Consider the following 25,479-nt stretch of genomic DNA (forward strand, 5'->3'; position numbering starts at 1 on the left):
CCCTCAACGCACCTTCAGCTGCAACGCCAGCGCCCCGCCCAATCGCTCCCCCAGCGACCAGACCAGAAAACGCTCGATGAACTCCGGCGCATCGACGAACAGCGCCCCGCAGACCAGCACGCTGAGCAACGAAACAGTCAGGAAAAGCTGCGGTATCGAGAGCTTCAGCAGCACCAGCAGGACAATGGCGATGATCGCCGACGCGACCATGAACAGCGCATTGAGAATGTTGTTCGCTGCCACCACTCGCGAGCGCTCGTGAACCACACTGCGTGACTGGATCAGGGCATACAGCGGGACGATGTACAGCCCACCAAAAATCCCCAGCCCGAGGATATCCATCAGTACCCACCAGGCAGAAGGCTCGCCGAGCAGCGCAAGCCAGTCGACCGTACCCACAGGCTCCACGTGGCCGCTCGCATGCCACCACAGCAGCACTCCGCAAAGGCTCAGGCCAATGGCTCCGAACGGGACCAGGCCGATCTCCACGTGATGCCGCGACAGCCGCTCGCAAAGCAGCGATCCCAGCGCGATGCCGACCGAAAACAGCGTCAGGACCAACGTCACCACGCTTTCATCGCCACCGAGATAGTCCTTGGCAAACGCCGGGATCTGCGTCAGGTAGGTCGCACCGAGAAACCAGAACCAGGAATTGCCCAGCATGGCCCGGGACACCGCCCGCTGCTGACCGAGCCCCAGCCGCAGAATGCGCCATGACTGACGCAGCACGCGCCAATCCATATGCAGGGCCGGCAGCGCTGCCGTACCGGCTGGAATGGCCAGACTGGCGAGATAACCGATGAGCGCGATCAGCACCACGCTGATCGCCACCAGCTCGGCGTAGCCCTCGCTCGCCATCAACACACCCGCACCGATGGTGCCCCCGAGAATCGCCAGGAACGTTCCCATCTCCACCAGCGCATTGCCTCCCACCAGCTCATCCTCGGCGAGCTGCTGCGGCAGGATCGAGTATTTGACCGGACCAAACAGCGCCGACTGGGTGCCCATGCAGAACAGCACCGCAAGCAACACTGGCAGGTTGCCGAGCAGCATGCCGAACGCCCCGACAAGCATGATCAGGATCTCAGCGAACTTGATTCGGCGAATCAGCCAGGCCTTCTCGAAGCGCTCGCCGAACTGGCCACCCAGCGCGGAGAACAGAAAGAACGGCAGGATGAACAGCAGCGCACAAAGATTGATCAGCAGACTCTTGTCGGCGCCAGTGCCGATCTTGAACAGAATCGCCAGGATCAACGCCTGCTTGAACACGTTGTCGTTGAATGCACCGAGCAGCTGCGTGCAGAAAAAAGGCAGGAAGCGACGCTTGCCGAGCAGGCGAAACTGCGAATGCGTATTCGCCGGCCCGCCAGCTGGCACACGCCTTGTCGAGCTAGCCCCGGTCGATTCCTGATTCATATCGGCAACTGCCCGAAAGCCCAGCGCAGCAGAAAGAAGCTCAGCAGTCCGCCGGCGATAGTCGCCAGCAGGTTGCGGCTAAACGCGGCTATGAGGATCGCCAACAGCCCCGCGAGCAGATAGGCATTGTCCGGACGCAACGCCCACTGCCCTTCCGGCATCAGCATTCCCGGCACCACGATGGCAGTCAGTACCGCCACCGGCACGTAATGCAGTCCCTGCTCGATAGCGCGGGGAAAGCGCAGGTTGGGCCAGGCGAAAAAGCTGTAGCGGATCACGAAGGTGATCGCCAGCATGCCGAAGATCAGCAACCAGGTCGTCATAGCGCCCCCTGCATGCGCGCAGCCGCTTCGGCGCGACGTTCGAGCCAGACGCCGACGACGATGCCGGCCATGGCGGCGGCGATCAGTCCGAGCTTGTAAGGCAGCTCCCAGGTCAGCAAGGCCACCGCGCCAGCCACCAGCGCCGAGGCCACCTGCGGGCGCGTCCGCATCATCGGCACCGCGATGCCGATGAAGGTGGCGATCATGGCGAAGTCCAGCCCCCAGCTGGCGATATCCGGAACCGCCTGACCGAAGGCGACCCCCACCAGTGTCGACAACTGCCAGTTGATGTACATGGTCAGCGCGGCGCCGAGAAAGAACCAATGCTTGTACGGCGACTCATCGTCGCGGGCATAGCGGTTCTGCACCACGGCGAAGGCCTCGTCCGTGAGCCAGAACGCCAGAGGGGCGCGCCAGCGGCCGGGCAGATGACGAACGAATGGCTGCAGCGCGGCGCTGTACAAGGCATGCCGCAGATTGACCACGAAGGTGGTCAGCAGTACCACGGCTGCGCCTACGCCACCGGTTATCAGCGTGATCGCGATGAACTGTGCGGAACCGGCGAAGACCAGCGAAGACATGCCCATGGTCTGCCAGGGCGTCAATCCGGCGCCGACGGCCAGCGTGCCGAAGATGACGCCGAACGGAATCGCACCGAGGATCAACGGCAGAATGTCACGGCATCCGTGAACGAACTCTTGCGAGCGGGACATTGGAACTCCTGTAGCCAATTTCGCACCGAACCTTGCGTTGCCTATCGACCTCGTAGCGAAAGGCGTGGGGGGCGGACAGATCGACGCAAGACATGCGGCAAAGCACCGCACGATAACCGAACTGAGACGCCCAGGCGATGCGTCGCAGAGCAGTCAGTCGGCCGCGAGCTGCTGCTTGAGCTGCGGCCAGTCACGGTCGGTGATGCTGTACAGCACGGTATCGTCCAGGCGACCGTCTGCCAGTCGCCGATGGTTACGCAGCAATCCTTCGCGTAGGGCACCTAGCTTTTCGATGGCCCGCTGCGAGCGGAGGTTACTGGCGGCAGTCTTCAGCTGCAGGCGAACCAACTGCCATTCTTCGAATGCGTGACGCAGCAGCAGGTACTTGATCGAGGCATTCAGCCCGGTGCCATGCTCCGCCTGATCCAGCCAGGTCCAGCCCAATTCGGCCGCCGGCAGGCTCAGGTTGAAGTCGGCGAAGCGCGTGGTGCCGACCAGCTGCTCGGCCATGCGCACACTGAAGACAACCGCGCGCCCCTCGCGCTGTTCCGCCAGCGCATGGCGGTACCAGTCCGGCCGTAGCGGCCCGCTCATATATGTCAGCTCGGCGCGGTTCCGCTCTGCCAGGGCAACCAGCTCCGGGATATCCGCTTCCATCAGCGGCTCCAGGCGCAGCGCCCCGCGTTGCAGGGTTACCGGATGGGGGCTGAGCATGACATTCTCCTGTTATTGCGTCCGGGCAAATCGGCGGTTACCAGACAGTAACCCATGGCGCAGGAAACGCCGTACTTCGCGGACGACCGGCGATATTGCTGGCGGGCCCGCGCTAGACGCATGCGACCTTGGTCGCAACCCTGCACACGGGGTGACCATTGCTGCGAAACTTCGCGAACTCAGCATATTAACGAGTCACCAGGGCTGATTGAATTCGGCACCGTTACCGGCCCGCCGAGGCCTGCCTGGCACTCACCTTTCGTTTTCTGGAGTTTGCATGACGCTGTCAGGCGGGCTGATCGCCGCGGTCGCCCTCGTCTATATGGCCATTCTGTTCGCCATCGCTTTCTACGGCGACCGCAACAGCGCTTCCATGTCGCCGCGCCTGCGGCCTTGGGTCTATAGCCTTTCACTGGCGGTGTACTGCACCAGCTGGACCTTCTTCGGCGCTGTTGGCCAATCCGCCGAGCAGCTCTGGGCGTTCCTGCCGATCTATCTGGGCCCGATCCTGCTGATGCTGTTCGCACCGCATGTGATCCAGAAGATGATCATGATCAGCAAGCAGGAGAACATCACCTCCATTGCCGACTTCATCGCCGCCCGCTATGGCAAATCCCAGCTGCTGGCAGTGGTTGTTACGCTGATCTGCCTGGTTGGCGTACTGCCGTACATCGCGCTGCAGCTCAAAGGCATCGTACTCGGCGTCAACCTGCTAAGCGGCATCAACATCGAGGCAGCCGGCACCGGCACGCGCGACACCGCGCTGATCGTCTCGATCGTGCTGGCGCTGTTCACCATCCTCTTCGGCACGCGCAACCTCGATGTGACCGAGCATCACCGCGGCATGGTCCTGGCAATCGCTTTCGAATCGCTGATCAAGCTGCTGGCATTCCTGGCGGTGGGCGCCTTCGTCACCTTCGGCCTGTTCGACGGCTTCGGCGATCTGTTCAATCAGGCCTATGATTCGCCGGACCTTGCCGGATTCTGGAGCGAAGGTGTCAACTGGTCAGCCATGCTGGTCCAGACCACCGTCGCGATGATGGCGATCGTCTGTCTGCCGCGGCAGTTTCACGTTTCTGTGGTGGAAAACATCGAGCCGCGAGACTTCCGTATGGCCCGCTGGGTGTTTCCGCTCTATCTGGTACTCGCCGCGGTGTTCGTCATCCCGATCGCGCTGGCCGGACAGATGCTGCTGCCGCCTGGCGTAACGCCGGACTCTTTCGTCATCAGCCTGCCGTTGGCCGAACTGCATCCCTGGCTCGCCCTGCTCGCCTTCATCGGCGGCGCCTCGGCGGCAACCGGCATGGTAATCGTCGCCAGCGTCGCACTGTCGACCATGGTTTCCAACGACATGCTGCTGCCCTGGCTGCTGCGCCGCCAGGAAACCGAGCGCCCATTCGAGGCGTTCCGTCACTGGATGCTCTCGGTACGTCGCATCAGCATCGTCGTGATCCTGCTGCTCGCCTATGTCAGCTACCGCCTGCTCGGCTCCACGGCATCGCTGGCTACAATCGGCCAGATCGCCTTCGCCGCCATCACTCAGCTGGCCCCGGCGATGGTTGGTGCGCTGTATTGGAAGCAGGCCAACCGTCGCGGCGTGTTCGCCGGCCTGACCGCCGGCGCGGCAATCTGGTTCTATACGCTGATTGTTCCTCTGCTGGGCTGGCCGCTGGAAATGTTCCCGGGCCTGAGCTGGATGTACAACGGCGGCCTCGGTTTCGGCCTCAGCGGACTGACCCTGGGCGTGACCCTGTCGCTGATCGGCAATGCCACGCTGTTCTTCTGGGTATCCATCCTCACCCAGACCCACGTGGCCGAGCATTGGCAGGCCAGCCGTTTCATCGGTCAGGAGATCGCCTCCCCGACCGGTGCCCGCCGTCTGCTCGCCGTACGCGTCGAAGACCTGCTGGTCCTGGCATCCCGCTTCGTCGGCGCCGAGCGCGCCGAGCAGAGTTTCCAGCGCTTTGCCCGTCGCCACGGCCAGGACTTCTCGCCCAAGCTGCAGGCCGATGGTCAGTGGATCGCCCATACCGAACGCCTGCTGGCGGGCGTGCTCGGCGCGTCGTCCACCCGTGCGGTGGTCAAGGCAGCGCTGGAAGGCCGCGACATGCAGGTCGACGACGTCGTGCGCATCGTCGGCGAAGCGTCGGAGGTGCTGCAGTTCAACCGCGCACTGCTGCAAGGCGCGATCGAGAACATCACCCAGGGCATCAGCGTGGTCGATCAGTCGCTGCGCCTGGTGGCATGGAACCATCGCTATCTCGAACTCTTCGAGTACCCGGACGGGCTGGTCTACATCGGCCGCCCGATCGCCGACATCATCCGCTACAACGCCGAACGCGGACTATGCGGTCCCGGTGATCCCGACACCCACGTGGCCAAGCGCCTGTACTGGATGCGCCAAGGTCGCGCGCATACGTCCGAGCGGCTGTTCCCCAACGGCCGCGTCGTCGAGCTGATCGGCAACCCGATGCCGGGCGGCGGCTTCGTCATGAGCTTCAGTGACATCACCGCCTACCGCGAAGCCGAACGCGCCTTGAAAGATGCCAACGAAGGTCTCGAACAGCGCGTCAGCGAGCGGACCCAGGAACTGTCGCAGCTCAACCAGGCGCTGATCGAAGCCAAGAGCACCGCGGAAGCGGCCAACCAGTCGAAGACCCGCTTCCTCGCCGCCGTCAGCCACGACCTGATGCAGCCGCTCAACGCCGCACGGCTGTTCTCCGCCGCGCTGTCGCACCAGCAGAGCGCCCTGCCCAGCGAGGCCCAGGAACTGGTGCAGCATCTCGACAGTTCGCTGCGTTCGGCCGAAGACCTGATCACCGACCTGTTGGACATCTCACGCCTGGAAAGCGGTCGGGTGACTCCGGATCGCAACCCCTTCCCGCTCGCCACGCTGTTCGACACGCTGGGCACGGAGTTCACCGCACTGGCCCGCGAACAGGGGGTCAACTTCCGCGTGCACGGCAGCAAGCTGCGCGTCGACAGTGACATCCGCCTGCTCCGTCGCGTGCTGCAGAACTTCCTCACCAATGCCTTCCGTTACGCCAAGGGCCGCGTGGTACTCGGCGTGCGCCGGCAAGGCGCATCACTGCGGCTCGAAGTCTGGGACCGCGGCCCGGGCATCCCGCATGACAAGCTGAAGGTGATCTTCGAGGAGTTCAAACGCCTGGACAGCCACCAGACCCGCGCGGAGAAGGGTCTGGGCCTGGGCCTGGCCATCGCCGACGGTCTCTGCCACGTACTCGAACACCCGCTGGAAGTGCGCTCCTGGCCGGGCAAGGGCAGCGTGTTCAGCGTCACCGTGCCGGTCGCCCGTGCATTGAGCCAGCCGCGCCCGGCAGCCAAGCGTGGCGAGCCGCAGCACACCGCGTTGACCGGCACTCAGGTGCTTTGCATCGATAACGAGGACAGTATTCTGGTCGGCATGAACAGCCTGCTCACCCGCTGGGGTTGCCAGGTATGGACCGCCAGCAACCGCGCCGAATGCGAAGCGCTGCTGGCCGAGGACATTCGCCCGCAACTGGTGCTGGTCGACTACCACCTCGACGAGGGCCAGACCGGCACCGAGCTGATGGCCTGGTTGCGCACTCGGCTGGGCGAGCCGGTGCCCGGCGTGGTGATCAGTGCCGATGGCCGCCCGGAACTGGTGGCGGCGATTCACGCAAGCGGCCTGGATTTCCTCGCCAAGCCGGTCAAGCCTGCGGCGTTGCGCGCCCTGATGAGCCGGCACCTGACGCTTCAGTAGACAGGCGACCTCGGCCAGCGGGTGAAACAATCGCGGCCGAGGCCGGTTACACTGCTGGCAATTTGCACACTTGGCGGCAAGGTGGCCGATGACGCTCGAGCTTTTTCTCAACCTCGCCACGGCGCTTGCCGTCGGGCTACTGATCGGCACCGAACGTAGCTGGAGCGGCAGAGACGGCCCCGGCCAGGAGCTGGTCGCCGGGGTCCGCACCTTCGGCCTGTCGGGCCTGTTCGGCGGGCTCGCGGCGGTTAGCGTCAGCCATCTCGGCGGCTCTGCCTGGGTGGCCATGTTCGCCATGCTCGCGCTGCTGGTCATTGCCGGCTATCTGATCGATGCGCGTCGCAGCGGCGACCATGGCATGACCACCGAGGTCGCCATGCTGCTGACCTTTGTTCTCGGCAGCCTGGCGGTCGCGGAGAGCCGGCAGCTCGCCGCCGCATGCGCCATCGTCGTGGCGCTGCTGCTGAGCCTGAAAGCCCCGCTGCATCAGGCGCTGAAGCGGCTCAGCGAGGCGGAACTGGGCGGCGCGCTGAAGATGCTGTTCATCTCCGTGGTGCTGCTGCCCACGCTGCCGAACCAGGGCTATGGCCCCTGGCAGGCACTCAATCCCTACACGACCTGGATGATGGTGGTACTGATCGCCGGAATCGGTTTCGCCGCATACGTGGCGATCCGTATCCTTGGCCCTCGTCACGGCCTCTTCGTCACGGCGCTGCTTGGCGGCATCGTCTCCTCCACTGCGATGACCATCACGCTGGCGCGGCTGAACGCGCCGAAGCTGCGTGCCGCGCTCGCAGCCGGCCTGCTGGCGACGTCGGCGCTCATGTTTCCTCGCGTTCTACTGGAGGTGGGACTGGTCAATCCGGCGCTGCTTCCTGGCCTGATCCTGCCTCTGGCGTGCGCCGGCGCCATCTATACAGCAGGTGCAATCTTCTATTACCTGCTGGCAGCCAAAACGCCCACAGACACTGCCGAGCCCCTGCTGAAGAACCCGTTCGAGCTGGGACCGGCGCTACGCTTCGCCGCCTTGCTGGTGTTGATCCTGCTACTGGTCGAGGGGGCACGGCGCTGGCTGGGCGATGCCGGCATCTACATGGTGTCGCTGGTCGCAGGTCTGACCGATGTGGATGCGATCACCCTCTCGCTGGCCAACAATGCCCGCGACGGGCTCAGTCATGAGGTCGCGTCGCGCGGCATCGTATTCGCCGCGCTGAGCAACAGCCTGGTCAAGGCCATGCTGATCGCCTTCATCGGTGGCCGTGAACTGGCTATCCGTACCCTGCCGATCATGTTCGCCGGGCTGCTGACTGCGCTCGCCGTGCTGCTGTTGCGTTAGCGCCGTGATCTAGTCGCCCGCCTCGCTGAGTTCCTCGGCACCGGCACGCTCCAGCCAGTCGCCCGGCAAGCGCTTGCTGGCCCGTGCACCGAGCGACTTCAATTGCTCGGCTCGACCAACAAGGTTGCCGCGACCATCGCTAAGCTTGTTGCGCGCCGCCAGGTAAGCACGATCCACCTGCTGCAATCGGCTGCCGATCTCATCGAGATCCTGAATGAAGGCGACGAACTTGTCGTAAAGCCCGCCGGCTTTCTCGGCGATCTCCCGGGCGTTCTGGCTTTGCCGTTCCTGCCGCCAGAGGCTGTCGATGACCCGCAGGGTGGCGAGCAAGGTCGTCGGACTGACGATCACGATGTGCCGCCCATAGGCTTCCTGGAACAGATCGGGATCTGCCTGCAGCGCGGCCGCGAAAGCCGCCTCGATCGGCACGAACAGCAGCACGAAGTCGAGGCTCTGCAAGCCATCGAGGCGCTGGTAGTCCTTCAGCGAGAGCCCCTTGAGGTGGCTGCGCAGCGATTGCACATGCTGCTTGAGCGCCAGCGCCCGGCTGCCTTCATCCTCGGCGCAGGTCAGCGCCTGATAGGCGGTCAGACTGACTTTGGCATCAACCACGACCTGTTTGTCCCCGGGCAGATGGATCAGCACATCCGGCTGAAAACGCTCACCGTCCGGGCTCTTCAGGCTGACCTGCGTATGGTACTCGCGGCCCTTCTCCAGCCCGGCATGCTCCAGCACCTTTTCCAGCACCAGCTCGCCCCAGTTGCCCTGTGTCTTCTGCCCTTGCAGCGCACGGGTCAGGTTGGTCGCTTCATCACCAAGGCGTTGGTTCAGCTGCTGCAGGCGCTCCAGCTCGCGAGCCAGGGAGAAGCGCTCGCGCGCTTCGTTCTGGTAGCTCTCCTCGACTCGCTTCTCGAACGACTGGATGCGTTCCTTCAGCGGTTCGAGCAGCTGTCCCAGGCGCTCATGGCTGGACTCGCTGAAACGCTGCTCACGCTCGTCGAAGATCTTGCCGGCCAGCTCGGCGAACTGTGCCCGCAGGTCGTCACGCGCTGCCTGCAGGTCTGCCAACCTTTGCTGATGGGCGTTGTGCTGTTCGCGCAGTTCGGCTTCGAGCGCGGCATGGGTCGCGCTCAACCGGCGCAGTTCACCTTGCTGGGCGTCGCGCTCGGCTTGCAGGTCGGCAATGGTTTCATCATGGCCGTCACGCTGCGTGCGCAACAGTTCGGCCTCGCGGCGCAGCGCAGCCAGCTCGGCCTGCTGCGCTGATTTGATGCCACTCAACTCCGCCAGCTCGATCCGACAGCTCTCCAGCTGCGCCGTCAGCCCCTCCTGCGCCAGGGTGGCCTGTCGGAGCCGCTCATCGAGCAACGCCTGTTCGGACTCGCTGGCGGACAGGCGGCGCTGCAGATAAAGGCTCAGCCCAGCCAGGGCAGCCAGGCCGAGCGCCAGACCGATCAATAGATGAAGAGGATCAAAGGACATGAAGGGCTCCGGCAAAAGTGCCGGGCAGTATAGCGAGCCGCAGGTGGGTGGTCAGGCGGGTGCCGTCAGCCCTTGATCCGCTGAAGGAAGCTCGCAGCCTCCTGGGAACCCTGTGCGGCGGCTTGCTCGAGCCACAGGCGCGCCTTGGCAGGTTCGCTGTGGTCGGGCTGGCAATAAAGGCGCCCCAGCTCCAGCTGTGCCTGGCAGTCGCCTGCACGGGCCGCCTGACGCAGCAGCTCGAAACCGATACGGCGGTCGCGCTGACCATCGCACTCGCAGCACAGCAGACGCCCCAGACGACTCTGCGCTTCCACCACGCCCTCACGCGCCGGCTGCTTGAGCAGGCGCCCTGCAATCCGTTTGACACCCTGATTTCTGCCCAGGTGCTGGCTATCGAGCAACCACAGCGCCATGCGCAGCGGCAACCGTGCCGTAGGGGCGGTAGTGGCAAAGGAGGCGGAGGAGGCTGTACGCGTTCTCATGCACATCTGGGGGCTGGATGAATAAGGTCGCGCACTCTACTCCTTTTTTCCGAGAGTTAAAGTCTTGTCAAAAGCGAAAAAATTAGATCCGGATCACACCAAAAATTAATCCACAGAAGCTGTGGATAAGTCAGTGGACAAACAGAAGACAAATCTATGAATGCCACGTCTCATGGGGGCTGCGCTTAAACTGACGTTTTTTTCGCCAATGAAAAAAGTGCTTATTTTTCAATTGGTTATTAACGATCTATGAGTTCAGGCGATTTGCGACAGTTTGTCATAAGGCCTTGACTGGCGTGCTGCGCAAATGTGCACAAGTTCAGCGCACCAGGCGCGAAGCGGCTTGCCACAAGGGTTGCAGCGGCACAAGAGCGAACTTTCAGACAAAGCTGTTGTCGTCCTGCGCACCTTGCCGGAGCACGGTAGCTACGCTTGTTCTGCGGCTATGCTGTACGCCTCGCATTCTGGAACTGGAAATGACGAAACCGTCGAGAATACTGCGCTGGCTGCTGGCTGGCCTGCTGCTATTGCTGCTGCTTGCCGGCGGTTTCGCCTGGTATCAATGGACAGCGTTCAAGCGCGAACAAGGCATCGTCGAACTCGACTGGCAGGGGCTGCGTGTCTCTTTCAGAAGCATATCGATCCGCCAGCTTGACTATGCACAGCTGACCGGGAACGGCCTCAACCTGACCGTCCGGGCTGAAAATATCGTGCTGCAAGTTCCCAGCATTTTTCAGCCATTTCCACCACAATCGCTTCAAATAGAACGTCTCAGCACGACCCTACTCTCGCTACCGCATGCCGGGAAGGAGAGCTCGTCTCCGCGCGACGCCGAGCAATATGCACGCTGGGGGGCGTGGCTGCCGCAGCGATTGACCATAGCTGATTTGAGGATGGACCTCCCCTGCGCGAAGGGTCGTTGCGACGAACGGGGTAGCCTGTGGCTGGAACACGCCGGCGAAACACTGCTGCCTGTCGATGCCCGGCTGGACCTACGCCGCAACGAACACCGTGTTTCGCTGATCGTCAGTGCACAGGGACCAGACCCCATGCACAGCCTGATCGAAGCCAGGCTGCTGATTGACGAGCAGTCGCGCCTGGAAGGCCGTAACCGGCTCAACCTCCTCGGCAACACCCTGCGATCCGATGGCACCCTTGCCATGGGCAGCTTGCCGGAAGCGCCCTGGCTGTTGAGCTGGCTAAGCGAATGGACCGGCTACGAACCCACCCCGCTGCCAGACATGCCAGCTGACATGCGGCTTGGCGCAGGTTGGGCGCTTAGCGTGCCTCGCTCGACAGGCGGCACGCTCGAATGGCGCCGTGCCGGCGGGAATCTGCGTCTCTCCGGCCACCTGCCGGCGCCATGGCCAATCATCGGGCTTGGCGAGCTGCAAGGCGATATCGACCTCACGGCTAATGGACAGGATGGCCTGTGGCTGCCTACCGAGCTGAAAGCCCATGTCCAGCTACGCCCCGAACCGGCGCTCGTCGCCGACCTTCCCGAGAATCTGCGACCTGAGCGGCTGGACATCCAGATCGAGCCCTTGGATGCCGAAACCGATCAAGACGAACTGCCGCTACAGGTCAAGCTGGACGCCCAAGGCGCCACACCGGCGAACCTGCAGGCACGGGTGCGACTGAGTACCGCACCGCCATATGTACTGCAGATCGAGCAGGCGCAACTGCAACTGCGCAGTAGCAAGCTGAAGCTGGATGCGCTTTCGCTAGGAGGTCTGGAGGCCACGCTGGACTTCTCCGGTCGTGCGAACCTCGAGCAGATCGATGTACAGCTGCATAAAAGCTCACAGGTCACCCTCACCGACCTGACCAGCGGAGAACTCACTGCCCGCCAACTGCAGGCCCTGCTCTCCCAACCGCTCAGCCTGCATCTCGACCGCCGCAACTCAGAGCCGCCTAGCTGGCGCGTACAGGGGCCGCTGGACCTGCGCGTCAGCCGACTGGATCACCCGCGACTGATCTCCCAGGGCTGGCACTGGAGCGGGCAGCTGGAAGCTGATGCCACAAAACTGGCAGCGACCGGCCCATTGAGCAACGATGTCGGGCTGACACTGGCAGCAAACCTGAACAAGCGCTGGAACGGCCCACTACAGGCAAACGGCAAGCTGCAGGAGATCTTTCTCCGCGCCGGCAACCCGCTTGCCCGCAGCTTCACAGCCTGGCCGGAGATGCTCGAACTGAACAGCGGTCGCCTGCTGGCTGATGGCACGCTTTCTGTGCCAACTGGCAGCACACCGCCATCCGCCAGGCTCACGCTGGAGGCCCGGGGACTGGCCGGCATCATCGACCGCGCCGAGATATCCGGGCTCGACGCAAGAATCGCTGCAAGCCTCGAGCGCAACCGCCTGGAGCTGGATATAACCGAGCTGCGCCTCGCTCAGCTCAATCCCGGATTCACTTTTGGCCCGCTGCTGCTGCGCGGAAACTATCGCACCGATCTCGATCATCCAGTGCAAGGCCAGCTGCGCTGGGCAACCGCGGAAACCCAAATCTTCGGCGGGAGGTTCTGGCTCGCCCCCGCCACGCTCGACCTGGCTGCACCGCAGCAACAATTAAGCGCCAAGCTGCAAGGACTGCAACTGAGCGACATGCTCGCCGCCTACCCTACCGAAGGGCTCGATGGCAGCGGCCTGATTGATGGCAGCTTCGACATTCGCCGCAGCGCACTCGGGTTCAGCGTCGACCAGGGCGAGCTGGCCGCGCGCGCACCCGGCGGTGTACTGCGCTTTCGTTCGCCGAAGATAGAAGCCCTTGGTCAGTCGAACCCGGCCATGAAGATCGTCACCGAAGCCCTGCACGATTTTCATTATGATCGGCTGAGCAGTGACGTCCGCTATGATGAGAGCGGCAAACTGAACCTCGCGCTGCGCCTGAACGGCCGCAACCCAGCCCTGGAAGGAGGCCGCCCGATCAATTTTTCGATCAATCTGGAAGAGGACATTCCGGCGCTGCTGACCAGCTTGCAACTGAGCGACCGGGTAAGCGAAACAATTCAACGACGGGTGCAGGAACATCTTCAACGCCTTCAATGAGGCCCTGCAGCCACTAGCCGACACAGGAGAGACCGCCATGCGGTTGCGCCAATCGCTGACCATTCTGCTGCTGGCCGTGCTCGCCAGCGCCTGTACGCCGCGGGTGGAACTGGCCGTACCGAACGAGCCAATTAACATCAACCTGAACGTAAAGATCGAGCATGAGATTTACATCCGGGTGGACAAGCAGCTCGACTCGATCATTAACGAAGACAGCGGACTGTTCTGAGGACGACGATGAAAACCTATCTGAAATTGGCAAGCCTGCTGTTGGCACTCATGATCGCTCTGCCAGCGGCAGCCATGACACTCAACGAAGCCATGTCCGCCCTGGGTGACGCCAAGGCCAGCGGCTTGCTTGGCGAGAAGCCCGACGGCTATCTCGGCGTGGTGCGGTCCAGCCAGAACGCCGAGGACATCGCAAGCCAGATCAATCAGGCGCGCCGAGCCGAGTACCACCGCGTCGCCAAGCAGAACGGCATCAGCGTCAGCGACGTGGAAGCCATCGCCGGCAAGAAAGCCATCGAGAAGACGCCCTCGGGCCAGATCATTCAGCTCAACGGCAACTGGGTTCGCAAGTAACCAACGATGATGGCCGGGTCCGCCGGCCATCGCTCTTCGCGGCAGCGCCTACAGCAGCGTCAGAGCGTGTGCCCGGATCACCAGGCTCTCCTGCCGAAACCGGCGCTCCAGCTCGGCGCGATAATCTGCCCACCAGCCCCTGTCCAGATCATTGGCCATGACTTCGTAGACCACCGACTCGTCATGAACCGCGTTGTCGCCCTCTTCCAGCCAATAGCCACTCGCCGGGGCTCGCGAATAGGTGGTCAGGCCACCGAAACGCTCGATGAGCTCATCATGCACAGCACGGAAAGACGACTTCGGCAGCGCCTGCTGATCGTTGTCGTAAAGCGGTAGCAGCAACTGAATCAGGTACATGTCGGCACTCCAGTGAATGTTGCCCGACATATGACCGGTGCGGCACTAGATAGATGCCGCGAGCAGGTGAACTCAGAACAAGCCGAGCTGCCCGTCGACGAGCGACGCGAAGTCATCGCCCACGAAGGGCAGAATCGCATCCGCCACGGGCTGCAGTTGCCGCGTTACATAGTGGTCGTAGTCGACGGCCGATGACCGTGTTTCCAGCGGCTCGGGCCCGGCGACCGTCATCAGGTAGCTGATCCAGCCACCGTTCTGATACTGCTGAGGCCGCCCCTGACGGTCGTTGTAGTCATCCGCCAAACGCGCCGCACGCACATGGGGTGGCACATTGCGCTGGTAGTCATCGAGCCTGCGGCGCAAGCGCTTGCGATAGATCAGCAGCTCATCCAGCTCACCGGCCAGCGTGCGCCGTACGTAGTCGCGCACGTACTCCCCGTGCGGCTGGCGGTGGAAGATACGTTGGTAGAGCTCCTGCTGAAAGCGTTGGGCCAATGGCGACCAGTCGGTACGCACGGTTTCCAGCCCCTTGAAGACCATACCGTCGCTGCCATCGGGCCGGGTGATCAGTCCGGCATAACGCTTTTTGCTGCCCTCCTCCGCGCCACGAATGGTCGGCATCAAAAAGCGCCGGAAATGGGTTTCGTATTGCAGCTCCAGCGCACTACCCAGCCCGTACTCGGACTGCAGATACACTCGCCACCAATCATTGATGTGCTGTACCAGCTGACGGCCGATCAGCGCCGCCTCGTCATCCGAATGCGCTTTGCGCAGCCAGACGAACGTGGAATCGGTATCGCCATAGATGACGGCATGCCCCTGCGCCTCGATCAGCTCCCGTGTGCGCCGCATGATCTCGTGACCGCGCAGCGTGATGGACGAGGCCAGGCGCGTATCGAAGAAACGGCAGCCACTGGAACCGAGCACGCCGTAGAAGGCATTCATGATGATTTTCAGCGCCTGCGACAACGGCTTGTTGTGCTCGCGTTTCGCCGTTTCGCGCCCCTCCCAGACGCGCTCCACGATTGCCGGCAGACAGTGCCGAGTCCGCGAGAAGCGCGCACCGCGGAAGCCGGGAATCGATTGTTCGTCATCCGGCTGGCGCAGCCCGTCGATCAACCCCACCGGGTCGATGAGAAAAGTTCGTATGATCGACGGATAGAGGCTCTTGTAATCGAGCACCAGTACTGATTCGTAAAGCCCCGGCTGCGAACTCATCACGAAGCCACCCGGGCTGGCCTCCGGCTGCCGCTCGCCAAGATTCGGCGCGACGAAGCCCTGGCGATGCATCAGCGGCAGGTACAGATGCTCGAAGGCCGCGACCGAACCGCCACTGCGATCCGCAGCCAGTCCGGTCACCGTGGCGCGCTCGAGAAGGAAGGTCAGCAGTTCGGTGCGGGCGAAGATGCGTGTTACCAGCTCGCAATCCTTGAGGTTGTAGCGCGCCAGAGCCGGTTTGTCCTCGGCGAACATGCGATCGATTTCCGCCATGCGCTGGTAGGGATTGTCGATGGCCTTGCCTTCACCCAGAAGGGTCTGGGCGACGTTCTCCAGGCTAAAGGAGGGGAAGCTCCAGGTCGCCGAGCGAAGCGCCTCGATGCCATCGATAATCAAGCGCCCGGCGGCCGCGGCGAAATAATGATTGCCGCGACCGCCGTGCTCGCGCCACTCCATCTCCGCACCACCGCGCCCCAGACGCAATGGCACTTGCAGGCGCTGCGAATGATCGCGCAGCACGCGCAGATCGAACTGCACCAGATTCCAGCCGATGATCGCATCCGGGTCATGCTCGGCGACCCAGTCGTTCAGTCGCTCGAGCAACTCGCGCCGGCTATCGCAATACTGCAGAGAAAAATCGACGGTCTTGCCCTGCCCGTTTTCCGGCCCGAGCATGTAGACCTGACGCTGGCCACAGCCCTCCAAGGCAATCGAATAGAGCTCGCCGCGGGCGGTAGTTTCAATATCCAGCGAAACCAGTCTTAGCTTCGGCCGGTAGTCAGGCGCCGGTTTGAGCTGCGCATCGATCGACGCACCGTCACCGCCAGACGCATCTGAAAAGGACACCGGCGCGGTGATGAAACGCTCCATCAGGTAGCGCTCGGGCGGACGGATATCGGACTCATAGACGTCCACCCCGGCCTCACGCAGCAACCGCGCGCAATCCAGCAAGCGACGGTACGAACGGCTGTACAGCCCCATTACTGGCCGATGGCGGAAGTCGCACAAGGCCAGCGGTCGCAACTCCACATCGCGCTCGCGACGTAGCAGCGCTTCAGCAAGAGGACGCTGCTCTTCGGGGATGAAAGCGACGGAATCTTGATGCGGGACACGTAGCTGCCGTGCGCCAGCATCGGTGGCCAGCCAGAAAATGACCTCCGTACCCTCCGGCGCATCCCGCCAGTGCCGAGTCAGGATAAAGCCCCGCCGTAGCTGCGACATCACCCTCCCCTCGCTTCGCACAACACTGTGATGGCCATGCAGCAGACTGCACCTGCCGTTGAAGCGTAGCCATCATCAGACAAACCCGGCCGCCACATACCAAGAGCACAAAAAGCAAAAACCCCCGGACTCTGTCGAGTTCAGGGGCTTAGGCTATATGTAATGGCGGAGAGATAGGGATTTGAACCCTAGGTACCCGCGAGGGTACAACGGATTTCGAATCCGTCCCGTTCGGCCACTCCGGCATCTCTCCAGCGGCGCGCATCATAGCAGCTGGAGCAGGTTTGTCGAACCCCAACTGCATAGATTTTTTACCGTTTTCAGCCTCTTGCGTCCCACCATGAGCGGACGCAGGGCGAGCCTGGTCATGCAGTTCGGTCAGGCCGTCAGACGGGTCAGCGCCTCGCGGTACTTGTCGGCAGTTCGCTGTGCAACGTCGGCCGGAACAGCTGGAGCCGGCGGCTGCTTGTTCCAGCCGGTGGATTCGAGCCAGTCACGGACGAACTGCTTGTCGAAGCTCGGCGGGTTCTTGCCTTCCTCGTAGCTATCGGCTGGCCAGAAGCGGCTCGAGTCGGGTGTGAGCACTTCGTCCATCAGTGTCAGCGTGCCGTCGTCGTCGAGCCCGAACTCGAACTTGGTGTCGGCGATGATGATGCCGCGCGTGGCTGCGTACTCGACTGCCGCGCTATAGAGCGCGATGGACACGTCGCGCACCTGGGCAGCAAGCTCCTTGCCGATGATAGCCTCGCACTGCTCGAACGAGATGTTCTCGTCGTGATCGCCCACTGCCGCCTTGGTCGAAGGTGTGAAGATCGGCTGCGGCAGCTTGGCAGCTTCTTTCAAACCAACCGGGAGCTGGATGCCGCAAACCGTGCCGCTCTTTTGGTATTCCTTCCAGCCGGAGCCGACGATATAGCCACGCACAATCGCCTCCACTGCTACCGGCTTTAGACGCTTGGCGACCACGGCACGGCCTTCTACCAGCGGCAACTCGGCTGCCGGCACAACGTCTTCGACCTTGTCACCGGTGAAGTGGTTGGGGATCAGGCCGTTGAGCTTGTCGAACCAGAAGTTGGAGATCGCGGTGAGTATCTTGCCTTTCTCCGGAATCGGTTCGGCGAGAATCACGTCGAACGCCGATAGACGATCGGTGGCGACCATGAGCATGCGTTTGTCGTCGATCTCGTAGAGATCACGAACCTTGCCCGAATAGATCTTCTTCAGGCTGAGGGCGGTGGGAGTGGTCATACGAAACTTCCGCGGTTGGCAGGTCGGCAGAAACGAAACAGGCGAAACCGAGGGTTTCGCCTATCCGTGTCGTGTTGCAAGGGCAGCTCTCGCTTAGCCCAGGTTGTCCTTGAGCAGACTGAGCACCCGGCGTGCGACATCGGCCGGTGCGACGGTGTCGACGCTCTTGTCGAGCGAGACCTGAACGCCATTGCCGACACGAGTCAGACGTACCTGATAGCGCTCAGCCCGCGCCTCTATCTCTTCCTTGTCCGGTGCACCACCGAACAGACGGCTGAAGAAGCCGGGCTTGTCATCCGGGTCGTCGGCACGCTCGCTCAGATTCACGTAATACACGCCGAGGCTGCGGTCCAGATCGTCAACGCGTACGTCCGCCGCCTGAAGGGCTCGACCGATACTGGACCAGGCGCGATCGAAATCGCTATCCAGCTGCAACAGAGGATTGCCGCTACCGTCCTCGGTCAGATTCACCCGACTCGGCGCATCGAAATCACGCTCTGCCAGCAACGATACCGATCCGCCTTGCTTGGCGCTCTGGGTAAGGCTGGCTTGCAGCTCGTCGAGCAGTACCCGATCGAGTTCCTTGTTGTTGGAAGTCTCCGGCCAGGCCACGTCGGCGGTGCTGCCGGCTGGACGCTTGACGCTGACCACGAAGATCTCGCTGGTATTGCGCTGTACACCCGGCTCGACGCGAACACGTACCCGCGTTTCGCCATCCTGAATGCCCAGATTGCGTACCAACGCGTCGTTCAGCCCCGCGGCGCCTTGCCAGGCCGTGGTGAACTCGCCGGTCTGGCGGCGCTCTTCAGCAATGCTGAAGCCGTTGTCGGTGAAGAACTGCCGCGCGGCGGTCCAGACCTGTGACGGTGTGTACTGCGCCACCAGCCAGCGAGAATCCTCGGACGACTGCACGCTGAAATCACTGAGCTCTGCCGCCACTTGCAAACGCTGGGGGCGCGGCACTTCGTACTTGCCAGGAACGCCAGTGCTGTCAGCAACCTGCTGCGGAATCGGCAGCAGCGGGTCGAGCGGGCGGGTCTCGCCATCGACTGCAACCTGCATCGGTGCGGTCTGACGCGCCGAAAGGTAGTCACTACCGCGGTCACGGAAATATCCATCATCGCCCCACAGCCAGCCGCAGCCACTGGTTGCAGAGATCATCAGGGCAAGGGTCGAAAGTCCGGCCAGTCGCTTCATGCGTATTCCTTTGTTATTAAGCCAGTACGCCGGTTTGGCGCATTGCCTGGCGTAGCGGTTCCTGGAAGCTCTGACTCAGCCAGGTCAGCGGCAGACGGATGCCATTACCCATCAGGCCCATCTCGCGCAGTGCCCACTTGACTGGGATCGGGTTGGCTTCCAGGAACAGAGCGCGATGCAGCGGCATCAAACGCTCGTTGATTGCCCGAGCAGTGGTGGCATCACCGGCCATCGCAGCGGCGCAGAGATCACTCATGGCGCGTGGCGCCACGTTTGCGGTCACGGAAATATTGCCCTTGCCGCCCATCAGCATCAGCTCGACGGCAGTGGGGTCATCACCGGAGTACACGAGGAAATCCTTGCTGACGCGATCCAGCACTTCCTGGCCGCGCTTGAGGTCGCCCGTGGCCTCCTTGATTCCGATGATGTTGGATATCTTGGACAACCGCTCGACGGTATCTGGCAGCATGTCGCAAACGGTACGACCGGGCACGTTGTAGAGAATCTGCGGAATCGCCACGGCCTCGGCGATGTGTTTGAAGTGTAGGTAGAGGCCTTCCTGGGTCGGCTTGTTGTAGTACGGGGTCACCAGCAGGCAGGCATCGGCGCCTGCGGACTTGGCGTTCTCGGTCAGCTCGACGGCTTCGCTGGTGGAGTTGGCGCCCGTACCGGCGATGACCGGAATCCGGCCATTGACCTGGTCGACGACGCGCCGGATCACTTCGATGTGCTCGGCGACGCTAAGCGTGGCCGACTCACCGGTAGTCCCGACAGCAACGATTGCATTGGTGCCTTCCTGCAAGTGGAAGTCCACCAGTTTGCTCAGGCTGTCCCAGTCCAGACCGCCCTGCGCATCCATGGGCGTGACCAGCGCCACCATACTGCCCGCAATCATGCAACCACTCCTGCCGGAATAATAAAAAGAGGCGTAATGGTACAAGGCTCCCCAGCGCTTTGCGAGTGGCCTGAAGCACGCTGCACAAAGCCGATGGGGACCAGGCGCCGAGCCCTCGACACGGGGGCCATTTGGCAGTGCGCATTCCCTCTGCCCTCGGTTTTCGCTACCCTTAGCCGTTTTCGGCTTGGCTGGCCGCCCGATTCACCACCGCCAGGAATGCTGCATGTCCACCCCCCCTCTACCCCGCGAACAATTTCTCGTCATCAGCGCGCTCGGCGCCAACCCGATGGAGCTGACCAACGTGCTCTGCCGGGCCGCCAACGAGAATCGCTGCGCGGTTGTCAGCACGCGGCTGACCCGCCACGGCGAATGCAGTGCACTGGTTCTGGAAGTCACTGGCAGCTGGGACGCATTGGCCCGGATGGAAACGACCCTGCCGGGGCTTGCGAAGAAGCACGCCTTCACCGCCAACGTGGTGCGTAGCGAGGCGCTGGAAAACCGCCCGCAGGCACTGCCCTACGTCGCTTATGTGAGCGCCGCCTTTCGTCCCGACATCCTCAATGAGCTGTGCCAGTTCTTCATCGACCATCGCGTCGAACTGGAAAGCCTGACCTGCGACACCTACCAGGCCCCACAGACCGGCGGAACCATGCTCAACGCCACACTGACCGTCACGCTCCCGGCGGGTACGCAGATCAGCTGGCTGCGCGACCAGTTCCTCGATTTCGCCGACGCACTTAACCTCGACGCACTGATCGAGCCCTGGCGTCCGCAGAACCCTTGAGATCAGTAACCAGGAGCCCACAATGGCCGTTGAAATCGATCACCCCGTCCCGCCCTTTCAGGCTCAGGCCACCAGTGGTCAACTGATCGAACTCGAGTCGCTGGCCGGCAAGCAGGTCGTGTTTTACTTCTACCCGAAGGACAACACACCCGGCTGTACAACCGAAGGCCAGGGCTTTCGCGATCACCACCAGGCTTTTATGGCGGCGAACACCCTGGTATTCGGCGTTTCCCGTGACAGCCTGAAGACCCATGAGAACTTTCGCGCCAAGCAGGGCTTCCCGTTCGAGCTGATCAGTGACAAAGAAGAGCAGCTCTGCCAGCTGTTCGACGTGATCAAACTGAAAAAGCTCTACGGCAAGGAATACCTCGGCGTGGATCGCAGCACCTTTCTCATCGACCGCAACGGCGTGTTGCGGCAGGAGTGGCGTACGGTCAAGGTGCCGGGCCACGTAGAGGCGGTCCTTCAAGCCGCGCAAGCACTGAACGCCGAATGAAAAAGGCTGGCCACAGCGCCAGCCCTTCCCGTGTCATTCAGCCACTTCTACCAAACCCGCCTTAGGCTCGCCTGGCCACGCATTGAGAACGGCCTTGAACAAGGTCGCCAACGGAATGGCAAAGAACACGCCCCAGAAGCCCCACAATCCTCCAAACAGCAGTACCGCGCAGATGATCGCCACCGGGTGCAGATTCACCGCCTCGGAGAACAGCAGGGGCACCAGCACGTTGCCATCCAGCGTCTGGATGATCGCGTAAGCCACCATCAGGTAGAAGAACTGGTCGCCCAGCCCCCATTGGAATATTCCGATCAGCGCGATCGGAATGGTCACGACCGTCGCGCCGATATAGGGCACCACGACCGAGACGCCGACCAGCATCGCCATCAGCGCGGCATAGTTAAGCCCCAGCGCGGCGAAGACTGCATACGACACCACGGCACAGATCAGGATCTCGATCGCCTTGCCACGGATGTAGTTGGCGATCTGCAGATTCATTTCCTGCGAGACCTGAGTGATCAGCCCGCGCTCGCGCGGCAGATAGCTCTTGATCCAATCGCTGATCTGCTGCCGGTCCTTGAGGAAAAAGAACACCAGGATCGGCACCAGGACCAGATAAATCATCAGTCCGATCAGCAGCGGCAGGCTGGACAGCGACGATGTCAGCACCAATTGGCCATAACGGCCGATCTCGCTTCGAATAAAGTCGATACCGCGCAGCACCTGCTCCTCGGTCACCAGCTGCGGGTAGCGCTCCGGCAGCAATAGCAGCAACGACTGCCACTCGACCAGCATGCGCGGCAGTTCGTTGAACAGGGTCAGAACCTGCTGCCAGAGCAAGGGCACGATGAACAGCGTGCAGACCACCATCACACCGATGAACATCAGAAATACCAGCCACACCGCGAGCAGATGCGGCACTCGCAGCCGTTCCAGCGCGCCCACCAACCCCTGCATCAGGAACGCCAGCACCAATCCCGCCAGTACCGGCGCCAGCATCCGACCAAAAATCAGGACGGCGGCGAAAGCCAGAAACAATAAGACTGCAAGAACCACTGCCTCCTCATGGGAGAAGTAACGCTGCATCCAGCCGCGTAATACCTTGAGCATTTCATTCCTCGAAGCGAATCGTCAGGCCTTGCGCAGCCAGTAGCGATAAAGACCACCTTCGACCTCTTCATGCAGCAATGCATGACCGGCCAGTTTGGCGAAGCTGCGGAAGTCCCTTTGCGAACCCGGATCGCTGGCAATGACCTTGAGCACTGCACCGCTGGACATACGGTTCAGCTCCAGCTTGGCCTTGAGCAGAGGCATCGGGCAGTCAAGCCCAACAGCATCCAGTTCGGCATCGCATTCAAGCGATTGCGGTCGCGCTTCGGTCATGGTTCGCCTCCACAGAAAAGCCTCGCAGCATACCTAGCACAGCGGGCCTCTGGCCAGCCGGCCAAGGTCAAGGCTACAGTAGCCGCTCTCAACTCAACGAGCCTGTCTGGATGAAATTGCTGCGCCCCGCCCTGCTCACGCTCGCCTGCCTGACTGCACTGCCAGCATTGGCCAACGACCTGCCTTCGCTCGGCGATGCCAGCTCCTCCATCGTTTCTCCTGAACAGGAGCACCAGCTCGGCCGGGCATGGCTCAGCCTGCTGCGCGGGCAGGTTAGCCAGCTCTCGGACCCACAGCTCAAGGACTATGTAGAAAGCAGTGTCTATCACCTGGCAGAAACCAGTCAGCTGCAGGATCGTCGCCTTGAATTCGTCCTGTTGGACAGCCCGCAACTGAATGCCTTCGCAGCTCCAGGCGGGATCATTGGTGTCAACGGGGGCCTGTTCATTTATGCCCAGACCGAAGCCGAATATGCCTCGGTGATGGCTCACGAACTGGCGCACCTTTCCCAGCGCCATTTCGCCCGCGGACTGGAAGCGCAACAGCGCATGCAACTGCCTCTGATGGCCGCCATGCTGGCTGGCGTCGTCGCCGCCGCAGCCGGCGCAGGTGATGCCGGCATCGCCGCCATCGTGTCTACCCAGGCCGCTGCCATCCAGGCCCAGCGCCGCTTTTCCCGGCAGAACGAACAGGAGGCCGACCGCATCGGCATCGTCAACCTCGAGCGGGCCGGTTACGACCCGCGTGCGATGCCCTCAATGTTCGGTCGCCTCATGCGCCAGTATCGTTACGATCAGAAGCCACCGGAATTCCTGCTGACGCACCCGGTCAGTGAATCACGCATCGCCGATACCACAAACCGAGCGGAACAGTATCCACAGGGTGGAGCACAGGACAGCCTGCGCTACCAGCTGATGCGCGCTCGAACGCAATTGAAGTTCGAAAGAACACCGGGCGTCGAGGCCAAGCGATTCCGCGCGATGCTCAGCGAAAATCCAGAGATGGATGCCGCACGCTATGGCCTTGCGCTCGCGCAAGTCAAAGCAGGGCAACTCGACGAAGCGAACAGCAGCCTTGCACCGCTGCTAACCAAGGCACCGGACGACATCACCTACAACCTCGCGCAGATCGAACTCGACATCACCGCCAACCGCCTGCAACAGGCGCAGACCCGTTTACAGCGGTTGCTGCAGCTATATCCGGGCAACTACCCGGTGCGCCAGATGCACATTGACCTTCTGATGGAGAAGGGCGAGACACAGCAAGCCGAGCGCGAACTGGACAAGCTGGTGGAGCAGCGCCGCCAGGATCCCGATATCTGGTATCAGGTCGCCGAAGTGCGCGGGCTCAGCGGCAACATCGTTGGCCTGCATCAAGCACGCGCGGAGTACTTCGCCCTGGTAGGCGACTACGACCAGGGCATCGAGCAACTCGACCTCGCCAAGCGTCGTGCCAGCAACTTCCAGATCGCATCACGGATTGACGCGCGCCAGAAACAGCTGATCGAAGAAAAGCGAATGGTCGAGGAAATGCTGCGCTGAGTTGAAAACGGCGCTGAACGTTCAGCGCCGATGAGAAGGCTCAGGCGTTGCCGGCCTGTTTCAGCCGCGCGGCCTGGGTGAAATCGAGCATCCGCTTGAGAGGCTTGACCGCACGCGGAATGATCGCCGGATCGACGAAGATTTCATTGCTGCCAGCGCGCAGGCATTCCAGGGTCCGCTCCAGCGTGTTCATCGCCATCCAGGGGCAATGCGCACAGCTTCGGCAGGCTGCACCCTGGCCGGCAGTCGGCGCTTCGATGAACGTTTTTTCAGGGCACAACTGCTGCATCTTGTAAAAGATGCCCCGATCCGTCGCAACGATCAGCGTCTGCTGCGGCAAGGTCTGCGCAGCCTTGATCAGCTGACTGGTCGAACCTACAGCATCGGCGAGTTCGACCACCGCCTGCGGGGACTCCGGATGCACCAGAATCGCGGCATCCGGGTAAAGAGCCTTCATGTCAGCCAATTGCTTGGCCTTGAACTCTTCGTGGACGATACAGGCGCCATCCCAGAGCAGGATGTCGGCACCGGTCTCGCGCTGTACGTAGTTGCCCAGATGCTTGTCCGGCGCCCAGATGATCTTTTCGCCGTTATCCATCAGGCTTTCGACGATTTCCAGCGCACAACTGGATGTCACCACCCAGTCAGCCCGTGCCTTTACCGCCGCCGAAGTGTTGGCATAGACGACCACGGTGCGCTCCGGATGCTGATCGCAGAACGCTGAAAACTCTTCGACAGGGCAGCCCAGATCGAGGGAACAGGTCGCCTCGAGCGTGGGCATGAGCACGCGCTTCTCAGGATTGAGGATCTTCGCCGTTTCGCCCATGAACTTGACGCCGGCTACCAGCACGGTCTGGGCCGGGTGCTCGTTGCCGAAGCGCGCCATTTCCAGGGAGTCCGAGACGCAGCCGCCGGTTTCCTCGGCCAACGCCTGGATCACCGGATCGGTGTAGTAATGCGCTACCAGCACCGCATTCTGGCGCTTCAACTCGGCGGCTATCTCACTGCGCAGCTGCGCTTCCTGCTCAGGCGTAAGCGGCTTGGGCTGCTTGGCTGCCAAATGAGCCTGCACGAGAATGCGTTCGGGTATCTGCGTCATGGACGGGTCCTGCCAGCACGGGATTGCACGAAGCGCCGAGTATAACGGCCCAGGCCGGGAATTCGGGCTTGTCGGTAGAGACGAGGCGCGCAGGATTCAGACACGCCTCCTGCCTTTCAACGGGGCAGGAATACTAGCCGAAGCCTCTATAAAAGGGAAAGCACGGTAAAAAAGCGTGAAAAGCCGGGCATTGC

The 25,479-nt window shown here is 62.3% G+C and carries 22 protein-coding genes and 1 tRNA gene; 8 read left to right on the forward strand and 15 right to left on the reverse strand.

The window, feature by feature from the left end:
- Positions 1 to 3: 3 nt before the first annotated feature.
- From LO50_RS13030 to LO50_RS13045, 4 genes are all read right to left on the reverse strand, one after another.
- Complete coding sequence (locus LO50_RS13030) at positions 4 to 1,416, reverse strand: MFS transporter (protein WP_044315269.1); 1,413 nt, start codon at positions 1,414 to 1,416, stop codon at positions 4 to 6.
- Positions 1,413 to 1,739 carry an AzlD domain-containing protein gene (locus LO50_RS13035; RefSeq protein WP_014821006.1) on the reverse strand — a complete coding sequence of 109 codons (327 nt, stop codon included), beginning with the start codon at positions 1,737 to 1,739 and terminating at the stop codon, positions 1,413 to 1,415. Before LO50_RS13035 ends, LO50_RS13030 begins: the two co-directional genes overlap by 4 nt.
- On the reverse strand, positions 1,736 to 2,452 hold the full coding sequence (locus LO50_RS13040; RefSeq protein WP_014821007.1) for an AzlC family ABC transporter permease: 717 nt from the start codon (positions 2,450 to 2,452) through the stop codon (positions 1,736 to 1,738). The genes LO50_RS13035 and LO50_RS13040 overlap by 4 nt, the downstream gene beginning before the upstream one ends.
- 153 nt (positions 2,453 to 2,605) lie before the next feature.
- Positions 2,606 to 3,166 (reverse strand): GNAT family N-acetyltransferase, encoded by a 561-nt coding sequence (locus LO50_RS13045; protein WP_044315270.1) that lies wholly within the window; start codon positions 3,164 to 3,166, stop codon positions 2,606 to 2,608.
- Between the two features lie 277 nt (positions 3,167 to 3,443).
- Between LO50_RS13045 and LO50_RS13050 the strand changes: the two genes are divergently transcribed.
- A complete protein-coding gene (locus tag LO50_RS13050) occupies positions 3,444 to 6,911 on the forward strand; it encodes a hybrid sensor histidine kinase/response regulator (RefSeq protein WP_044315271.1) in 3,468 nt (1,155 codons plus the stop codon).
- A gap of 88 nt (positions 6,912 to 6,999) precedes the next feature.
- Complete coding sequence (locus LO50_RS13055; RefSeq protein WP_023446240.1) at positions 7,000 to 8,247, forward strand: MgtC/SapB family protein; 1,248 nt, start codon at positions 7,000 to 7,002, stop codon at positions 8,245 to 8,247.
- 9 nt (positions 8,248 to 8,256) lie between these two features.
- Here LO50_RS13055 and LO50_RS13060 read toward each other — a convergent pair whose 3' ends face one another.
- Positions 8,257 to 9,729 (reverse strand): DNA recombination protein RmuC, encoded by a 1,473-nt coding sequence (locus tag LO50_RS13060; protein ID WP_044315272.1) that lies wholly within the window; start codon positions 9,727 to 9,729, stop codon positions 8,257 to 8,259.
- 65 nt (positions 9,730 to 9,794) lie between these two features.
- Positions 9,795 to 10,142: a tetratricopeptide repeat protein gene (locus LO50_RS13065; RefSeq protein ID WP_014821012.1), complete on the reverse strand. Its 348-nt coding sequence runs from the start codon at positions 10,140 to 10,142 to the stop codon at positions 9,795 to 9,797.
- Positions 10,143 to 10,687: 545 nt separating this feature from the next.
- Here LO50_RS13065 and LO50_RS13070 point away from each other — a divergent pair.
- From LO50_RS13070 to LO50_RS13080, 3 genes are read left to right on the forward strand one after another with little or no spacing between them, the layout of a single operon-like run.
- A complete protein-coding gene (locus LO50_RS13070; RefSeq protein WP_044315273.1) occupies positions 10,688 to 13,261 on the forward strand; it encodes an intermembrane phospholipid transport YdbH family protein in 2,574 nt (857 codons plus the stop codon).
- Between the two features lie 37 nt (positions 13,262 to 13,298).
- Entirely contained in the window at positions 13,299 to 13,490 is a 192-nt protein-coding gene (locus LO50_RS13075) for a YnbE family lipoprotein (RefSeq protein WP_041014564.1), read from the forward strand.
- An 8-nt stretch (positions 13,491 to 13,498) separates the two neighbouring features.
- Positions 13,499 to 13,843: a YdbL family probable chaperone protein gene (locus LO50_RS13080; protein WP_014821015.1), complete on the forward strand. Its 345-nt coding sequence runs from the start codon at positions 13,499 to 13,501 to the stop codon at positions 13,841 to 13,843.
- Between the two features lie 48 nt (positions 13,844 to 13,891).
- On the opposite strand, the gene LO50_RS13085 is transcribed toward LO50_RS13080, so the two are convergent.
- The 6 genes from LO50_RS13085 to dapA form a co-directional block, all read right to left on the reverse strand.
- Entirely contained in the window at positions 13,892 to 14,200 is a 309-nt protein-coding gene (locus tag LO50_RS13085; RefSeq protein WP_044315274.1) for a hypothetical protein, read from the reverse strand.
- Positions 14,201 to 14,272: 72 nt separating this feature from the next.
- Positions 14,273 to 16,639, reverse strand: coding sequence for a DNA polymerase II (locus tag LO50_RS13090; RefSeq protein WP_044315275.1), 2,367 nt, complete (start codon positions 16,637 to 16,639; stop codon positions 14,273 to 14,275).
- Positions 16,640 to 16,802: 163 nt separating this feature from the next.
- Positions 16,803 to 16,892, reverse strand: a tRNA-Ser gene (locus tag LO50_RS13095).
- Positions 16,893 to 17,017: 125 nt separating this feature from the next.
- Positions 17,018 to 17,887 carry a phosphoribosylaminoimidazolesuccinocarboxamide synthase gene (locus tag LO50_RS13100; RefSeq protein ID WP_041014603.1) on the reverse strand — a complete coding sequence of 290 codons (870 nt, stop codon included), beginning with the start codon at positions 17,885 to 17,887 and terminating at the stop codon, positions 17,018 to 17,020.
- A gap of 93 nt (positions 17,888 to 17,980) precedes the next feature.
- Positions 17,981 to 19,084: an NlpB/DapX family lipoprotein gene (gene bamC, locus LO50_RS13105; RefSeq protein ID WP_044315276.1), complete on the reverse strand. Its 1,104-nt coding sequence runs from the start codon at positions 19,082 to 19,084 to the stop codon at positions 17,981 to 17,983.
- Between the two features lie 16 nt (positions 19,085 to 19,100).
- Positions 19,101 to 19,979, reverse strand: a complete 879-nt coding sequence (dapA, locus tag LO50_RS13110; RefSeq protein ID WP_044315277.1) for a 4-hydroxy-tetrahydrodipicolinate synthase — start codon at positions 19,977 to 19,979, stop codon at positions 19,101 to 19,103.
- A gap of 226 nt (positions 19,980 to 20,205) precedes the next feature.
- Between dapA and LO50_RS13115 the strand changes: the two genes are divergently transcribed.
- Entirely contained in the window at positions 20,206 to 20,766 is a 561-nt protein-coding gene (locus LO50_RS13115; protein WP_041014606.1) for a glycine cleavage system transcriptional repressor, read from the forward strand.
- 22 nt (positions 20,767 to 20,788) lie between these two features.
- Positions 20,789 to 21,262, forward strand: a complete 474-nt coding sequence (locus LO50_RS13120) for a peroxiredoxin (protein WP_044315278.1) — start codon at positions 20,789 to 20,791, stop codon at positions 21,260 to 21,262.
- Positions 21,263 to 21,295: 33 nt separating this feature from the next.
- On the opposite strand, the gene LO50_RS13125 is transcribed toward LO50_RS13120, so the two are convergent.
- The gene (locus tag LO50_RS13125) at positions 21,296 to 22,372 is read right to left on the reverse strand and encodes an AI-2E family transporter (RefSeq protein WP_014821026.1); all 1,077 of its coding nucleotides are present in this window, start codon (positions 22,370 to 22,372) and stop codon (positions 21,296 to 21,298) included.
- A gap of 21 nt (positions 22,373 to 22,393) precedes the next feature.
- Entirely contained in the window at positions 22,394 to 22,645 is a 252-nt protein-coding gene (locus LO50_RS13130) for a sulfurtransferase TusA family protein (RefSeq protein WP_014821027.1), read from the reverse strand.
- A gap of 110 nt (positions 22,646 to 22,755) precedes the next feature.
- On the opposite strand from LO50_RS13130, the gene LO50_RS13135 reads away from it, so the two are divergent.
- The gene (locus tag LO50_RS13135; protein WP_044315279.1) at positions 22,756 to 24,186 is read left to right on the forward strand and encodes a M48 family metalloprotease; all 1,431 of its coding nucleotides are present in this window, start codon (positions 22,756 to 22,758) and stop codon (positions 24,184 to 24,186) included.
- A 40-nt stretch (positions 24,187 to 24,226) separates the two neighbouring features.
- Here the strand turns inward: LO50_RS13135 and nadA are convergent, their stop codons facing one another.
- Positions 24,227 to 25,285, reverse strand: a complete 1,059-nt coding sequence (gene nadA, locus LO50_RS13140) for a quinolinate synthase NadA (protein ID WP_044315280.1) — start codon at positions 25,283 to 25,285, stop codon at positions 24,227 to 24,229.
- Positions 25,286 to 25,479 lie beyond the last annotated feature (194 nt).

This window comes from Stutzerimonas stutzeri (genome assembly GCF_000935215.1).
Lineage (GTDB): Bacteria > Pseudomonadota > Gammaproteobacteria > Pseudomonadales > Pseudomonadaceae > Stutzerimonas.

What these genes read in the sequence shown, in the direction of transcription:
- LO50_RS13050 (WP_044315271.1), top strand. Translation starts at nt 3,444, where the DNA reads ATGACGCTGTCAGGCGGGCTGATCGCCGCGGTCGCCCTCGTCTATATG.
- LO50_RS13130 (WP_014821027.1), bottom strand. Translation starts at nt 22,645, where the DNA reads ATGACCGAAGCGCGACCGCAATCGCTTGAATGCGATGCCGAACTGGAT.
- LO50_RS13090 (WP_044315275.1), bottom strand. Translation starts at nt 16,639, where the DNA reads ATGTCGCAGCTACGGCGGGGCTTTATCCTGACTCGGCACTGGCGGGAT.
- LO50_RS13045 (WP_044315270.1), bottom strand. Translation starts at nt 3,166, where the DNA reads ATGCTCAGCCCCCATCCGGTAACCCTGCAACGCGGGGCGCTGCGCCTG.
- LO50_RS13055 (WP_023446240.1), top strand. Translation starts at nt 7,000, where the DNA reads ATGACGCTCGAGCTTTTTCTCAACCTCGCCACGGCGCTTGCCGTCGGG.
- dapA (WP_044315277.1), bottom strand. Translation starts at nt 19,979, where the DNA reads ATGATTGCGGGCAGTATGGTGGCGCTGGTCACGCCCATGGATGCGCAG.
- LO50_RS13065 (WP_014821012.1), bottom strand. Translation starts at nt 10,142, where the DNA reads ATGGCGCTGTGGTTGCTCGATAGCCAGCACCTGGGCAGAAATCAGGGT.
- LO50_RS13115 (WP_041014606.1), top strand. Translation starts at nt 20,206, where the DNA reads ATGTCCACCCCCCCTCTACCCCGCGAACAATTTCTCGTCATCAGCGCG.
- LO50_RS13040 (WP_014821007.1), bottom strand. Translation starts at nt 2,452, where the DNA reads ATGTCCCGCTCGCAAGAGTTCGTTCACGGATGCCGTGACATTCTGCCG.
- LO50_RS13100 (WP_041014603.1), bottom strand. Translation starts at nt 17,887, where the DNA reads ATGACCACTCCCACCGCCCTCAGCCTGAAGAAGATCTATTCGGGCAAG.
- bamC (WP_044315276.1), bottom strand. Translation starts at nt 19,084, where the DNA reads ATGAAGCGACTGGCCGGACTTTCGACCCTTGCCCTGATGATCTCTGCA.
- LO50_RS13080 (WP_014821015.1), top strand. Translation starts at nt 13,499, where the DNA reads ATGAAAACCTATCTGAAATTGGCAAGCCTGCTGTTGGCACTCATGATC.
- LO50_RS13075 (WP_041014564.1), top strand. Translation starts at nt 13,299, where the DNA reads ATGCGGTTGCGCCAATCGCTGACCATTCTGCTGCTGGCCGTGCTCGCC.
- LO50_RS13120 (WP_044315278.1), top strand. Translation starts at nt 20,789, where the DNA reads ATGGCCGTTGAAATCGATCACCCCGTCCCGCCCTTTCAGGCTCAGGCC.
- LO50_RS13070 (WP_044315273.1), top strand. Translation starts at nt 10,688, where the DNA reads ATGACGAAACCGTCGAGAATACTGCGCTGGCTGCTGGCTGGCCTGCTG.
- LO50_RS13060 (WP_044315272.1), bottom strand. Translation starts at nt 9,729, where the DNA reads ATGTCCTTTGATCCTCTTCATCTATTGATCGGTCTGGCGCTCGGCCTG.
- LO50_RS13135 (WP_044315279.1), top strand. Translation starts at nt 22,756, where the DNA reads ATGAAATTGCTGCGCCCCGCCCTGCTCACGCTCGCCTGCCTGACTGCA.
- nadA (WP_044315280.1), bottom strand. Translation starts at nt 25,285, where the DNA reads ATGACGCAGATACCCGAACGCATTCTCGTGCAGGCTCATTTGGCAGCC.
- LO50_RS13085 (WP_044315274.1), bottom strand. Translation starts at nt 14,200, where the DNA reads ATGTACCTGATTCAGTTGCTGCTACCGCTTTACGACAACGATCAGCAG.
- LO50_RS13035 (WP_014821006.1), bottom strand. Translation starts at nt 1,739, where the DNA reads ATGACGACCTGGTTGCTGATCTTCGGCATGCTGGCGATCACCTTCGTG.
- LO50_RS13125 (WP_014821026.1), bottom strand. Translation starts at nt 22,372, where the DNA reads ATGCTCAAGGTATTACGCGGCTGGATGCAGCGTTACTTCTCCCATGAG.
- LO50_RS13030 (WP_044315269.1), bottom strand. Translation starts at nt 1,416, where the DNA reads ATGAATCAGGAATCGACCGGGGCTAGCTCGACAAGGCGTGTGCCAGCT.